Source organism: Bizionia argentinensis JUB59, assembly GCF_000224335.1.
GTDB classification, from domain to species: Bacteria; Bacteroidota; Bacteroidia; order Flavobacteriales; family Flavobacteriaceae; genus Algorimicrobium; species Algorimicrobium argentinense.
Genome location: NZ_AFXZ01000050.1, coordinates 47,440 through 62,300 on the forward strand (window position 1 = coordinate 47,440; position 14,861 = coordinate 62,300).

14 protein-coding genes are annotated in these 14,861 nt (G+C 33.8%); 5 read left to right on the forward strand and 9 right to left on the reverse strand.

The features are described 5' to 3' along the window. Positions 1-57: 57 nt before the first annotated feature. The 6 genes from BZARG_RS12340 to BZARG_RS12365 all read right to left on the reverse strand — a co-directional run bounded on the left by BZARG_RS12340 (position 58) and on the right by BZARG_RS12365 (position 6,861). The gene (locus BZARG_RS12340; protein ID WP_008638841.1) at positions 58-1,227 is read right to left on the reverse strand and encodes an acyl-CoA dehydrogenase family protein; all 1,170 of its coding nucleotides are present in this window, start codon (positions 1,225-1,227) and stop codon (positions 58-60) included. A 21-nt stretch (positions 1,228-1,248) separates the two neighbouring features. Beyond that, positions 1,249-2,145, reverse strand: a complete 897-nt coding sequence (locus BZARG_RS12345) for a ComEA family DNA-binding protein (protein WP_008638875.1) — start codon at positions 2,143-2,145, stop codon at positions 1,249-1,251. Positions 2,146-2,154: 9 nt separating this feature from the next. After that, entirely contained in the window at positions 2,155-4,224 is a 2,070-nt protein-coding gene (locus BZARG_RS12350; RefSeq protein WP_008638942.1) for an amino acid carrier protein, read from the reverse strand. 96 nt (positions 4,225-4,320) lie between these two features. Next, entirely contained in the window at positions 4,321-5,343 is a 1,023-nt protein-coding gene (locus tag BZARG_RS12355; RefSeq protein ID WP_040288674.1) for a potassium channel family protein, read from the reverse strand. A gap of 2 nt (positions 5,344-5,345) precedes the next feature. Next, entirely contained in the window at positions 5,346-5,573 is a 228-nt protein-coding gene (locus tag BZARG_RS12360) for a PspC domain-containing protein (RefSeq protein WP_008638915.1), read from the reverse strand. A 16-nt stretch (positions 5,574-5,589) separates the two neighbouring features. Next, complete coding sequence (locus BZARG_RS12365) at positions 5,590-6,861, reverse strand: DUF2851 family protein (RefSeq protein WP_008638844.1); 1,272 nt, start codon at positions 6,859-6,861, stop codon at positions 5,590-5,592. A 140-nt stretch (positions 6,862-7,001) separates the two neighbouring features. On the opposite strand from BZARG_RS12365, the gene BZARG_RS12370 reads away from it, so the two are divergent. The 3 genes from BZARG_RS12370 to BZARG_RS12380 all read left to right on the forward strand — a co-directional run bounded on the left by BZARG_RS12370 (position 7,002) and on the right by BZARG_RS12380 (position 8,716). After that, on the forward strand, positions 7,002-7,487 hold the full coding sequence (locus BZARG_RS12370) for a CIA30 family protein (RefSeq protein WP_008638850.1): 486 nt from the start codon (positions 7,002-7,004) through the stop codon (positions 7,485-7,487). Positions 7,488-7,563: 76 nt separating this feature from the next. After that, on the forward strand, positions 7,564-8,343 hold the full coding sequence (locus BZARG_RS12375) for a HipA family kinase (protein WP_008638830.1): 780 nt from the start codon (positions 7,564-7,566) through the stop codon (positions 8,341-8,343). Then, a complete protein-coding gene (locus BZARG_RS12380) occupies positions 8,333-8,716 on the forward strand; it encodes a DUF3037 domain-containing protein (protein ID WP_008638826.1) in 384 nt (127 codons plus the stop codon). Before BZARG_RS12375 ends, BZARG_RS12380 begins: the two co-directional genes overlap by 11 nt. A gap of 15 nt (positions 8,717-8,731) precedes the next feature. On the opposite strand, the gene BZARG_RS12385 is transcribed toward BZARG_RS12380, so the two are convergent. Both BZARG_RS12385 and BZARG_RS12390 read right to left on the reverse strand, forming a co-directional pair. Further along, the gene (locus BZARG_RS12385; protein WP_008638913.1) at positions 8,732-9,712 is read right to left on the reverse strand and encodes a PLP-dependent cysteine synthase family protein; all 981 of its coding nucleotides are present in this window, start codon (positions 9,710-9,712) and stop codon (positions 8,732-8,734) included. 298 nt (positions 9,713-10,010) lie between these two features. Continuing rightward, positions 10,011-11,246, reverse strand: coding sequence for an ABC transporter permease (locus BZARG_RS12390; protein WP_008638945.1), 1,236 nt, complete (start codon positions 11,244-11,246; stop codon positions 10,011-10,013). Between BZARG_RS12390 and BZARG_RS12395 the strand changes: the two genes are divergently transcribed. After that, entirely contained in the window at positions 11,247-12,512 is a 1,266-nt protein-coding gene (locus BZARG_RS12395; RefSeq protein ID WP_008638822.1) for an exo-beta-N-acetylmuramidase NamZ family protein, read from the forward strand. A gap of 157 nt (positions 12,513-12,669) precedes the next feature. Here BZARG_RS12395 and BZARG_RS12400 read toward each other — a convergent pair whose 3' ends face one another. Continuing rightward, a complete protein-coding gene (locus BZARG_RS12400) occupies positions 12,670-13,500 on the reverse strand; it encodes a sterol desaturase family protein (RefSeq protein ID WP_008638857.1) in 831 nt (276 codons plus the stop codon). Positions 13,501-13,763: 263 nt separating this feature from the next. Between BZARG_RS12400 and BZARG_RS12405 the strand changes: the two genes are divergently transcribed. Further along, a complete protein-coding gene (locus tag BZARG_RS12405; RefSeq protein WP_008638846.1) occupies positions 13,764-14,462 on the forward strand; it encodes a class I SAM-dependent methyltransferase in 699 nt (232 codons plus the stop codon). Positions 14,463-14,861 lie beyond the last annotated feature (399 nt).

The window sequence follows — 14,861 nt, forward strand, 5'->3', positions numbered from 1 at the left end:
CATCTAAATTCATTTTAGCGAATTGCTAAACAATTTTCACCAAAATAACTATTGTTTTTATTTAGTCGCTGGCTTATAATCCTTTCCGTCCAAAGTCATTTTGGCGATGATTTCCCGTAAAATCTCAGATGTTCCACCACCAATTGGTCCTAAACGGCTATCGCGTAATAATCGAGCCATTGGATATTCTTCCATATAACCGTAACCGCCTAAAAACTGTAGACATTGATAAATAACCTCATCGGCCATTTTAGTAGATTGTAATTTAGAAATTGTTGCTTCTTTAACTACATATTCTCCTTTATTCATACGGTTTGTTACCGAATAATTAAATTCTTTACAAACAATCATATTAGCATAAGCATCTGAATACGCATGACGCAAGGCTTGGAAATTATTGATGCTTTTCCCAAAAGCGTAACGCTCACTCATATATTGTTTGGCATAATCCAAAGCAAATTCAGCTCTAGCATGTGCGTTTACACCCATAATTAAACGTTCGAAAGCAAAATGTTGCATAATGTATGGAAAGCCTTTGTTGACTTCTCCCATTAAGTTTTCGGCAGGGATAGTTACATTATCGAATGCAATTTCAGCTGTATCACTGGCTCTCCAGCCTAATTTATCGAGTTTGGTAGCCGAGATACCTGGTGTATCTCTATCCATGATAAACATACTAATACCTTTGTTTCCTAACTCCGGATTTGTTTTAGCCGCAACCACTAAATAGTCGCTATAAATACCATTAGTAATAAACGTTTTAGATCCGTTAAGAACATAGGTATCCCCTTTCTTTTCGGCTGTTGTACGCATGGCTGCAACATCACTTCCACCAAAAGGTTCGGTAACACATAAGCAACCAATCATATCGCCACTGATACTTGCCGTTAAATATTTTTCTTTAATAGCTTCACTACCTTCTGCATTTACGTGTGTCATTGCCAAATAAGCATGGGCCCACATATTAGCGGCAAATCCACCAGAATTAACTTTCTGTAATTCTTCAAGAAATATAATAGTATAAAATAAGTCTAAATCTAATCCGCCATATGCTTCCGGGTAGTTAACACCAAAAAAGCCCATATCGCCAAATTTCTTCCATATAAAACGCTCAACGGTTCCGTCTTTCTCCCATTTTTCAATATGTGGAACAACTTCTTTTTGTAAAAAATCTTTTAAGCTCTGTCTAAACAAGTTATGCTCTTCGGTGAAGTACATAGTATTCATAAATTTCTTTTTTTTGTATAATTATTCAATCAACAAATATAATGTAATAATCTCAAATTTGCTGACTGGAAAGTCCTTAACTTTCGTTAAATCATTCAATGATTGGAAGCCATCGCGCAAGGTTCGTTGCTCTATTATATTATGCGCCACCTCATAATCAATATAATTTATGTTTACCAATTGATCACGCGTAGCTGTATTTAAATTAATTAGTTGAATAGATTTGGGCGTTTTTACCGTGAATTGCTCTTTAATTCTCAAAATTACTTCCGGTGACAAGCCATAGACCTCGGTAAGTTGAATATCGGCAATAAAAATAGATCCTATTTCTTCGCGATAATTGATAATTCGTTCCGATAACTTTTCACCCACACCATATACCCGCTTTAATTGTGAAGCTGTTACCGTATTTAAATCAATTTTTTCAGCAAAGGTTTTGGGTTTATTATTATTATTATTATTATTATTATCATAATTCTGATTAACATTTTTAGGCTTTGGATTTGTCACCCAATCTGGAAACTTGAAGTAAGGTGATAATCTTTCCAAAAGCGAATCGGATACTTTGGTAACCTGCTGAAAATCTTTAGCAGAATTCACCCATTTTTCAGTTGCTCTAAAATGATGTAGCCGATCTATTTCTTCATTACTCATTCCCAAAGTGTAACCTTTATAATCGGTTATATAATTTGGATTAAATGGATATACTTTAGGCTTTAATTTTTGTAATTGCACTAGTTTAAGCGAATCTACTTCTTTTTGCAAATCATCAATTACAAAGTTGGTTTCCGCGTGTACACCTAAAGATTTATCATACAAATAAAAAGCAACCTGCAAAAAAACTATAACGGTTACCAATAGAAAAATCCCATTTCGCTGTTTTCTTGTAAACGTGAAATGGGATTTTTGTATGTTCATATTAAGAATCTATTTTACTGCTATCTTTTTGTATAGTTGATTAGATTTTAACTTCTTGATGTATTGGGCTAGATCACCCTTCACTTCACCAGACATAATATATAATCCAATTATGTTTGGAAAAGACATGGCTAAAATCATCATATCCGAAAAGTCAAGAACAGCTCCTAAACTTACAGACGCTCCAATAACCACAAAAACTAAAAACAACATTTTATAAATAAACTCAATTTTTTTGCTCTTACCAAATAAGTAAGTCCAAGCTCTCATTCCATAATAAGACCAAGAGATCATAGTTGAAAACGCAAATAAGAAAACGGCTAGTGCTAAAACATATGGAAACCAAGATATTTGACTACCAAAGGCATCCGATGTTAATTGCGCACCTACTAAACCTTCTACTTCATGCATTCCTGTAAAAATTAAAACTAAAGCAGTTAATGTACAAACCACAACCGTATCAATAAACGGCTCCAATAAAGCTACAAAGCCCTCAGATGGTGGATTATTTGTTTTTGCTGTACTATGTGCAATGGCTGCAGAACCAACACCGGCTTCATTTGAAAATGCAGCCCGCTGGAAACCTACTACTAGAACCCCAATAACACCTCCTTTTAAAGCAGATGGACTAAATGCGCCATCATATATTGCAGAAAATGCTGGACCTATGTTTTGTATGTTCATGATAATTACCGCTAAAGCAGCAACTATATATATGGACGCCATTATTGGAACCACTTTACCAGTTACTTTAGCAATACTGCTAATACCTCCAATAATAACAACACCTACTAAAATTGCGGTTACAATACCGAAATAGAAACCATGACCTTCTAACATTGGAAACTGTCCTGCTAATTGCTCAAACGATTGGTTTGCTTGGAACATATTACCACCTCCAAAAGAAGCACCAACGGCTAAAACTGCAAACATACCAGCAAGCACTTTACCCATACCTTTCATGTTCCGTTTTTCAAGTCCGTATCGTAAATAATTCATGGGTCCACCAAAAACACGTCCATCAGGTAAAATATCACGATATTTTACACCTAAAGTACATTCCACAAATTTGGTAGACATCCCTAATAAACCACAAACAATCATCCAAAAAGTGGCTCCCGCTCCACCCAATGAAACAGCTACAGCTACACCAGCAATATTACCTAAACCAACAGTACCGGAAACGGCAGTTGCTAAAGCTTGAAAGTGTGTTACTTGCCCAGGTGCATCTGGATCATCATATTTTCCTCGCGCTAAATCAATAGCATGTTTAAATCCACGGATATTAATAAAACCCATTCTTATGGTAAAGAACAGAGCACCGAATACTAACCAAATAACTATAAATGAAATAGGTTTTGTAAGTGGATCGCCATTAGGATGCGTTAAAACAATCGGCTCATAATATTTTACTTCAGCAAAAAAATGCGCTCCTTGTTCAATAACATGTTGCGCATTATCTGAATTATAAATTACTTTTCCTTCAGCCGTTAATTGCTTTAAAGTACCTTTTCCCGTTGATTTTACTGTAATTTCCTCTCCTAAATCATCTTTAATAACAGCTATAGGCTCATTAGTTGAGATTTTTTCACCATCTTTTTTAAGCCATTTTACCAGTGTATATTTATTATCTACCCTATTGTTCCAATCTGGAATTCCAATTTGCTTAGAATCTGCATAAACAACTGGATCATAAACTCCAATTGCAGCAAAGGGATCCCAAAAAAGTACTGCCCCTAAAGCACTTACTGCAGGCGTCATAGTTCCATTAAAAACTTCTGTAATCGCATCGGACTTCACGGTAAACACAGCTGTTTTACTATTACCAACTGCATCGGTTACTAGAACAGTGTATGGTACACCTTCCGTAAGACCCATTGCTCTATTAGAGTTTAATGGTGTACTTTGGTTACTCCAGCGGTATGTAAAAGGCTCCACTCCACCTTTAACTGTAATTTTAATTGAACCATCATTAATTGAAGTTGAAGGATTTGAGACTAGCCCTTCGATTTCCAAATCTTGCGCAAATGCTATAATTGGTAGAATTACAGTGAAAATTGAAAGAAGAATTTTCTTCATAAGTTAATTTATTAGTTAGTTTTTTGTTAATTAGTAGGACAAGATGCTAAAAAAAAATGAGTTTCTAAAACATCTGTTGTTAAAAACAAACATCCCTTATTTTATATTATAAAAAGAGTTTAGTTTCATAATCTGTTCTGGTCGGCCAAGTACTATTATTTTTCCGTTTGGCATCAGCTCCTGTTCTGCTTCCGGATTAATAATATAATCGCCATTCCCATCTTTGTAAGCTATAACATTGCAACCTGTTTTTTTTCTTAAATCCAAATCACGAATTGTCTTAATCTTTGAAGCATCATAGAGCTTACTAACCTCAATTTCTTCTATATTAACATTCGATTTCCCAACGGCAGTCAGGTTATCTATAAACTCTATTAAATCGGGTACTACAACCAAAGATGCCATATGACCGCCACCAATTTTGTCTGGCAAGATAACATTGTTCGCACCTGCCAATTTAAGTTTAGTATATGATGTTTCTTGAGAAGCACGGCTTATTATAATCAGTTCTTTGTTAATTTGCCTTGCGGATAATACCACAAACAAATTATCAGCATCATTTGGCAGTGCAGAGATTAGTGTTGTTGCACGGTTAATTCCAGCTTTTATAAGTATTTCGTCTTCATTAGCATTCCCGTGAACAAATGGCATCATTTCACTCTGATATTTATCGATAATCTCTTTATTGTGCTCAATTATTACAAAAGGTTTATTGTAAGCCATTAATTTATTGGCCGCCTGTTTACCGTTTCTGCCATAGCCACAAATAATAATGTGGTCTGAAAGATTATCAATCTTTTTTTGCATTTTCTTTTGTTTTAAATCTTCAAAATTATTTTTGCTTAAAATATATTCAGTAATCACGCTAATGGCATAACCAACAATTACAACACTAGTAAGTATAAGGAAAACCGTAAAAATCTTGGAAGCATCATCTAGAGGGCTCACTTCACTAAAACCAACAGTAGTAATGGTTATTACTGTCATATATAGTGCATCTATCCATCTATAGTCTGACAAAACCATAAATCCAACAACCCCAACAATTAGTAACAGAATTAATAGCGCAATAGCTATAATTATTTTGGATCGAAATAAATTTAGAACTAGATTATTCATAACTACAAGTCGAAAACTGAAGACCGTTTTGTAAATAACAAATCTTTAATACGCATCCAAAAAGCAATAAATAAATACACAGCGAATCCAAAACCCAATGTCACAAAGGTTAAATACATAAAGGATGTACGCACAACTTTAGCGCGAATTCCCATACGGTCTGCAATACGCTGACATACGTGAAAGCCGTGCTTTTGGAAGTACAGTAAAGGTTTTAAGAAAATATTCATACTGCAATGTAGTAATTTATTTGCTTATTAATCGATTTCCAATTACACATTGCAAGCATTTATTAGAATTACAATACTCGGTTTTAAGTTGCAATAAAGCTTGTGAAACGCTTGCCGAATCCGGCATAGACTTTAATTCGTTAAATTTTTTTACAATCGTGTTTTTTTCTGAAGGAATTTGCGTCATTAAATCAATTAATTCCGAAACCTGATCTTGTCCTTGCTGTTTAGCATATGCAAATTTTAAAGGCACAATTGTGTTTATAACTAGAAGATTAATAAAATTCTTTGTCAATATTTTTTTTGATGTTTTTGAAACCGTTTGAAACGTGTAATGCGTTTCCCAAAAAGCAGAACATCCTACTCCAAAAATTTCATAAAACTGCTCAAGTGAGGAACTAGACATCACTTTAGAAAACAAATTGTCGTTTTTATGATATAAAATTGCTAATTGTGACAAACGTATAGTTGGGAAGTTAGGCGGACGTAATTTAAAAAATTGAGGTTGTGTAACATGATTATTATTCAATTGAAATTTATTTATCAAATACAGATACTGTTTTAACAAGTGCTGTTCATATGGAACATCACTGTATTTGTTTAAAAGACCAACTTGCCCTAACAGAAGCGCTTCCAGCTCTTCAGGTTTATTTTGAAGTTTTCTTATGATACTAAAATCCAGCGATTGCGCCATGCTTAAAAACGCATCACCATTAATATTGAGTCCGAAATTTTTGGATAGCATATTAAACAATACCGCTTCCCAGTTGTTTTTTAACTTTACTAATAAATTAGTAATCGCCAATGATTTTTGTTCCAAACGTTCTATATAAAGACGCTCCAACCAATTCTGTAACAAGAAATCTGGTGTACTGTGAAATTCATTCTCACAGTTAATCCAAGTCTGCTTTTTTGAAAACAATTGGTAATAATTATCCAATAACTGTTTATCAATATAATTTATGAGCTCTAAAGTGGGAATAACCGTGTTATCTTTTCTAAACACATCTGTATCATGTTCCCAAACAACATGCAAAATCACATTTTGATAAGCGGGATCTTTCTCATGATTGTGTACATACCAGTCACTCGATTTTATATGAATTTCTACATTTCCTGCCCAAAGTTGTTCATCAATTTTAAGTTGTGTTGTAAAAAAATCCGGGCCTGACAAATGGTTATGCTGTCCGGAATTAATTATAACTACATCTTGCCCTTGAGTTGTTTTCAAATTTAGAAGTTGAAACTTTTTAAACTGCCATAAATAATGTAAAAATGCTTCTTGCATGAATCTAATTTACACATTTTAAGCGAATTATGATAGTTCCTATTTTGTTTTGTACTTTTACAACGGTACACAATTAAAATAAAGTATATTTTATGAAATATCTTATACTAACTTATTTAACTCTTATAATACAAACGCAAATGACCTTATATATCTTTAACTCTGAAAGTAAGACAGCCGATTGGTATACGCTAGACGACGTTGTTATGGGCGGAAACTCCAACGGGTCATTTTCTATTAACGCTGAAGGATTTGGTGTTTTTAAGGGTGAAATATCTTTAGAAAATAATGGTGGGTTTTCATCAGTTCGACATGACTGTAAACGTAAAAATACTGAAGGCTTTACGCATTTTATAATTCGCGTAAAAGGTGACGGCAATCCGTATCAGTTCCGCGTAAAATCGGATAAAACCAATAGATACTCTTACGTGGCTACATTTCAAACAACGGAAAGCTGGGAAACTATTAAAATTGCTTTTTCCTATATGCCAGCCGTTTTCCGCGGTCGTAAACTAGATATGCCAAATTTCTCAGGCAGTACTATTGAAGAAATTGGATTCTTAATTGGCAATAAAAAGCCACAAAAATTTAAACTGGAAATTGATAGTATTATTTTGTCAAAATAGTTTCTATAAAAAAACAATTCCTCTTGTACTATACAACGCCACTATTTAATTATAACTTTTTAGTATCTTCGTTTTCATGAATAAAATTGATATTCGGCATGTAGAAGTTGTGCAATATATTAGCCCTTTACGCGAAGGAGGTTCACTTCCTGCTATTGTAAAAGCTGATGATGACTTTCTTTATGTACTGAAATTTAGAGGAGCTGGGCAAGGAAAAAAAGCATTAATCGCCGAATTTATTGGTGGTGAAATTGCACGTACCATAGGTCTGCATGTTCCAGAATTAGTTTTTATGAATCTTGATGACTCCTTTAGTAAAACGGAGCCTGATGAAGAAATTCAAGATTTGCTAAAATTTAGTGTGGGATTAAATCTAGGACTTCACTATCTATCTAGCGCAATAACCTTCGACCCTCTGGCTTCAGATATAGATTCTATGACAGCTTCCAAAATACTGCTCATGGATAGTATCATTAGCAATATAGATCGCACAGCCAAAAACACCAATTTATTAGTTTGGAATAAGGAAGTTTGGGTGATAGATAATGGTGCGAGTTTTTATTTTCACCATAATTGGCAAACATGGGAAAATCATTTAACCCGAACCTTTCCGCTTATTAAAGACCATGTACTTTTAGAATTTGCAAAAAACCTAAAAGAAGCTGCAATTATAATCACCGATAAACTTACCGATCAGAAAATCCAAGAAATCATTTCGTTAATTCCCGAAGATTGGTTGGAAAATGAATCAGATCCTTTCTCGCCTGATGAAATACGAGCGGCTTATATTACGTATTTGCAAGCTAAACTCTCCATGATTGATAAATTAGTTAAAGAAGCTGAAGATGCCAGATAAAGTAACTTTTGAATATGCCATAATTCGGTTTGTACCTAAAGTGGAACGTGATGAATTCTTTAATATAGGCGTTATTCTTTTTTCAAAACGAAAAAAATTTCTGGGCATAAAATATTTAATTGATCCTAAAAAATTTGATGCTTTTTCCAATGATATAGAATTATACGACGTTGAAAATTATTTAAAAGCTTGGGATTTAGTTTGTCAAGGTGCGCCAGCTGGCGGCAAAATTGGAGCGCTTGAATTATCCGATAGGTTTAGATGGTTAGCGGCTTCAAAAAGCACTATTCTTCAGTGTTCAAAAACGCACCCTGGATTATGTTACAATCCAAAAGAGACCTTGGAAGGTCTCTTTGAATCGTTTGTATTATAAAAATCGGTTTATTAATTATTCAATATACCCCATTTTTTCCATCCATTCGTTATTAAACATTTTTCCAACATAGCGACTTCCATGATCGTGGAATAAAACGACTACTACATCGTCTTTTGTAAAATGCTCTTTTAATTGTAAAACACCTTTAATAGCTGCTCCAGCAGAATTACCTAAAAACATCCCTTCTTCTTTGGCTAATTTTTGCGTATAAATAGCAGCGTCTTTATCTGTTACTTTCGTAAAACCATCAATAATACTGAAGTCAACATTCTTTGGTAAAATATCTTCGCCAATACCTTCCGTTACATATGGATAAATCTCGTTTTCATCAAAGATTCCCGTTTCATGATATTTTTTAAATACACTTCCGTAGGTATCAATTCCCCAAACTTTCACATTTGGATTTTGTTCTTTTAAGTATTTCCCAACGCCAGAAATAGTACCACCAGTTCCTACACCAACCACAAAGTGAGTGATTTTCCCATCAGTTTGTTTCCAAATTTCAGGCCCAGTACTTTCATAATGCGCTTTGGTATTACTTGGATTATCATACTGATTTACATACCAAGAATTCGGCGTTTCTTCACCTAAACGCTTCGATACAGAATAGTAACTTCTAGGGTCGTCTGGCTCTACGTCGTTAGGGCAAACAATTACTTCTGCTCCAACGGCACGAAGAATATCCATTTTCTCTTTAGATTGTTTATCGCTTATTACAAAAATACATTTGTAACCTTTAACTATTGCAGCAAGTGCTAATCCCATTCCGGTGTTTCCTGAAGTTCCTTCAATAATAGTTCCTCCTGGTTTTAAACGACCATCAGCTTCGGCGTCCTCAATCATCGTTAATGCCATACGATCTTTAACAGAGTTTCCTGGGTTAAATGTTTCGTACTTTGATAATACCAAACATGGCAAATCGGCTGTCAATTTATTTAATTTAACCAATGGCGTATTTCCAATGGTTTCTAGTATGTTTTCTGCGTATTCCATATATAATTACTTCTGCGGATATATTTAAATGTAAGCTAAAATTGAAATGCAAAGGTAAGATTTTGATTGGAAAGCACGAAACGTTTTTTATTAGGTGTTTTTACACAGAGATTCAGGGGTTTCACAGAGAGACTTGAGGTAATTGTTTTGAGCATGAGTTTCATGGATTACCACGGATGCTTAATATTGTATGTGAATTATTACACAGACTCTCACACAGAAATAATTAATCAGTTTTCGAATGTTTAAAGAATATAATTGTTAACTGAAATTGCGACTGAAAACTGCGATAAAAAAACTATTCAAAACGCATAGCTTTCACTGGCGATATTTTCGTGATTATATAAGAAGGTATCATTAACATCAGTAAACACAGAATAAATGTACCGATATTTAATGCCGCGATATACGTAAAACTTAAATAAACAGGCGCTTCAGTAACGTAATAAACATTTGGATCTAAAGGGAAGATTTTAAAATATTTTTGAGTTAGCAAAATACCTAAACCAATAACATTTCCCCAGATTAAGCCTAAAACGATCAAGTATGAGGCGTTATATAAAAATATTTTTCGAATCGTCCAATTATTACTTCCCAAGGCTTTTAAAACACCTATCATTTGAGTGCGTTCCAAAATTAAAACCAATAATGCCGTAATCATATTAAATCCAGCTACTAATACCATGATTCCAATAATACCGTAGATATTTTTTACAAAAATACTAATCCACTCAAAAATAGTATCGAACTTTTTTTCTACCGTAACAGTATTGTATTCCGGCGGTGTATTTTCATAAACTTGATCTCGTATAACATCCAGATTTGAATAATCGTCTACAAAAAGCTCAAAATGTCCGACGTGATTTTTCTCCCATTTATTAATTCTTTGTAAATGTTTGATATGTGAAATGACATAAGTCTTATCAAATTCCTGAAAACCTGAATTATAAATCCCTACTATTTTATAAGGAAGAATTCGTGGTTGCTGGTTGAAATCGTTATTTATAAAATAAGTTTGAATGGTATCACCTAGTTTTAAATGCAAGCGATTAGCAATGTATTGAGAAATTAAAACATCTTCACTATATGAATCTGTATATTTTGGCAAGCTACCCTCCACTAAATATTCTTGGAAATAATCCCATCTATAATCCGTACCAACACCTTTTACTATGATGGCTTCAAAATCATCTTCAGTTCTAATAATACCGAATTTTGTAGCAACTCCTTGAATGTGGCTTACACCATCTACAGAGTTAAAATCTGGGTAAAAATCTTGATTCAATGATAAAGGGCTTTCACTCTCTTGCGAATTATTATCCCCAAACTTGGAAATCATTATGTCTCCATTAAAAGCAACAACTTTATCACGAATTTTATGCTGAAGCCCAATTCCGGTAGCAATGGAAATCATCATTACAATTATACCTATAGCAATTGCGGCGATACCAATTTTTATTATTGGTGCCGAAACGCTACTTTTATACGCTTTACTATCAATAATGCGTTTTGCTATAAAATATTCGAAATTCAAATGATGCAATTACTTTTAAACAAGTCCAAAAATACAGTTTTATTATTTGTTATGGTACTGATTTCTTGTGGAAACTTTTCACAAAATGAATCAGCTTCAAAAACAAATAATAGGGATAAAACAGAAAACCCGAAACCCAAGGACAACGAAACTATTATTGTTGGAGCAAACCAAACGGCATCATACTTATCGCTCTTACAAGGAAAAAACATTGGAATTGTTGCAAATCAGACGAGTGTTATTTTTAAAAATGCTGACCACAGTGAAAACACACATTTAGTGGATTCATTAGTTGCTTTAAAAGTAAATGTAAAAAAAGTGTTTTCGCCTGAACATGGTTTTCGTGGCACAGCTGATGCTGGCGAAGTTGTTAAAGACGGTATCGATACCAAAACAGGCTTACCTATCATATCACTTTATGGCAGTAATAAAAAACCGAATGAAGCACAATTATTGGGTATCGATTTTATGATTTTTGATATTCAAGATGTAGGAGCCCGTTTTTACACCTATATATCGTCTTTACATTATGTAATGGAAGCTTGCGCCGAACAAAACATCCCTCTATTAATTTTGGACAGACCAAACCCGAATGGTCATTATATTGATGGCCCTGTTTTAGAAATAGCACATAAAAGTTTTGTTGGCATGCACCCTGTACCCGTAGTTCACGGCATGACCATTGGTGAGTATGCGCAAATGATTAATGGAGAAGAGTGGTTAGACAATCAAGTTAATTGTAAATTAACCATTATTCCAGTGAAGAATTACAACCATAAAACTGCTTATAGCTTACCAATAAAACCGTCACCTAATTTACCGAATGATGTGGCCATAAACCTTTATCCTAGTTTATGCTTTTTTGAAGGTACCAACGTTAATGCTGGCCGTGGAACTGATAAGCAGTTTCAAATTTTTGGAAGTCCATTTCTGGATAAAGACATGTTTAATTTCAACTATCAGTATACACCTAAACCAAACGAAGGTGCCAAACACCCAAAGCATGAAGGCAAAATTTGTAATGGTTTGGATTTAAGTTACTCAAAACCTTTAAACCGACTGGACCTAAATTACTTGATTGAAGCCTACCAGTCAACAAGTGAGAAGTCTGCTTTTTTTAACAACTTTTTTATAAAATTAGCTGGAACAGATAAATTACAGAAGCAAATTGAAACACGCCATACAGCTTATGAAATTAAGAAAACGTGGGTACGTGATTTACAAGCTTATGATACTATGCGCCAAGCGTATTTACTATACAAATAATTATTAATGGTTAGATTTACCGTTCTATCTTTATTTTTGGGTTTTGAAAAACCACTTATTAAACAGAAAATAACACCTTGAAAAGAACTGCTTTTATTTAGAATAAAGTTTACAAGCGACTATAGAATAAGTTTTATAATGCAAACCAATCGTACCTCTAGAATTTAGCAGTTGGTTTTTGATATTTTTTGAAAGGCTGTTTTAATAATTCACTTATTTTACCGTTAGCTATCGCATCCGGAAACACATCTACGCCATATACTATATTATCCCGATCTAGTTCCATATAGGTTCCGAAGAGTCGATCCCAAATAGAAAAAATATTTCCATAATTAGAATCTGTATACGGCAAAACATAATGATGATGAACCTTATGCATATCTGGAGAAACAAATATATAGCTCAATAATTTATCTAATTTTCTTGGCATCTTAATATTAGCATGAGTTAATTGGGTGAAAATAACAGAAAGAAACTGATATAGAAACACGATAGCAATAGGCGTTCCTACTACCAAAACACCCAGAATAGTAAATGAAAAGCGAATAACGCTTTCAATAGGATGATGCCTATTTCCGGTTGTAATATCTACATGATGATCGGAATGATGCACGATATGCACTTTCCAAAGTGATGGTACTTTGTGCTCCACAAAATGGGCTAAATAAGCACCAAAAAAATCCAGTAATAAAACCCCTAATGTAACATATAACCACAGGGGTATTTCGGGTAACCAATTAATAATTCCGAAATTATGAGCTGCTACCCAATCAGTAGACTTCAGCAATAAAAACGCCAATCCAAAATTGATTATAATAGTGGTTAGGGTAAAAAATAAATTAGGCCAGGCATGCTTCCATTTTTTATAACTGAATTTAAATAGCGGTAAAGTGCCTTCTAAAAGCCAGAAAAACATAATGCCACCAACCAACAAAATAGCTCGGTGTGCTGCAGGAATGGTTTCAAAGTATGTAAAAATAGATTCCAATATTTTTTATTTAAAGATACTAAAAGATACCAATTTAAAATTAATCATTTTTTGGTTATTTAGAATCACATAATTTTAAGCTTATATAATCAATTCGCTGTACAGTATTTTATTTAGTTTTACAGAGAAATCTTTATTCTCCTTATGCTTATCTTTGGCGTGCTCTGAAAGCTTATTAATAAAGTCTAGCTCTAAGTCAAAAAAAAGCTGGCTAAAACGATTTCTATTTTAGAATTTTTCAGATTCAAAATATTAAAAATACTATGACAAAAGATTTATTTGGAAAGGCATTATTGGATTATCACTCGGGAAACTACACGGCGGATATTATGACATCTACAAATATTTCGGAAGAAGATGAATTGCCTCTTCCCTATTTGTTTAGAGATTTTAATGACATGCCCAAACTGGAACAAAAAGCTCTAAAGTTAGCAAAAGGAACGATTTTAGATGTTGGCTGCGGTTCTGGAAGCCATAGTTTGTATTTACAAAGCAAAGGATTCTTGGTAAAAGCCATTGATATTTCGGTAGGAGCTATTGAAGTTGCCCGAAAACGGGGCGTAAAGCACGCAGAACTGAAAGCTTTTTTAGATGAAACCGAAACTTTTGACACCATTTTACTACTGATGAATGGTACAGGAATTTTTCAGGAATTATCTGAAGTAGGCAAATATTTAAAACATTTAAAATCCTTGTTGAATCCGGGCGGTCAAATCTTAATTGATTCGTCAGACATTAAATACATGTACGAAGATGAAGATGGCGGCATATGGATTGATGCTCATGCAAATTATCACGGTGAATTGGATTACTACTTAAGTTATAAAGGTGAAGACGAAACTCCTATGAAATGGTTGTATTTAGATTTTGAAACCATGAATCTTGCTTGTGAAACAGCAGGTTTAGCTTGTGAGAAAGTTATGGATGGTGAAAATTTTGATTATTTAGCGAAGCTTTCTTAAAAATTTCACGCAAAGTCGCGAAGACGCAAAGCTGTTTGATGTTAAATCCCGAATATTAATTTAAAATATCACAAGATGTTATATATTTTATTCTTCAAATATCCTTTCGCAAAGTCGCGAAGACGCAAAGCTGTTCGGTGTTAAGTCCAACTGAATAACATAAATATTATTATTGAATCTCTGCATACCTGCGTAAATATCTGCGTCCCCCGATTAATATTGGGATTCGTATAAATTAGTGTCTAAAAAATGTAATCTCGCGAAGCCGCAAAGTCGCGAAGTTATATTCATGCAAGGATATATGTAGTTAAGTCAACCAGAATAATATAGATATTGTTAGTAAACTTCCACACATCTCCACGAATGCCTTAGTACTGAATACTATCGGGGTTCGTGTTT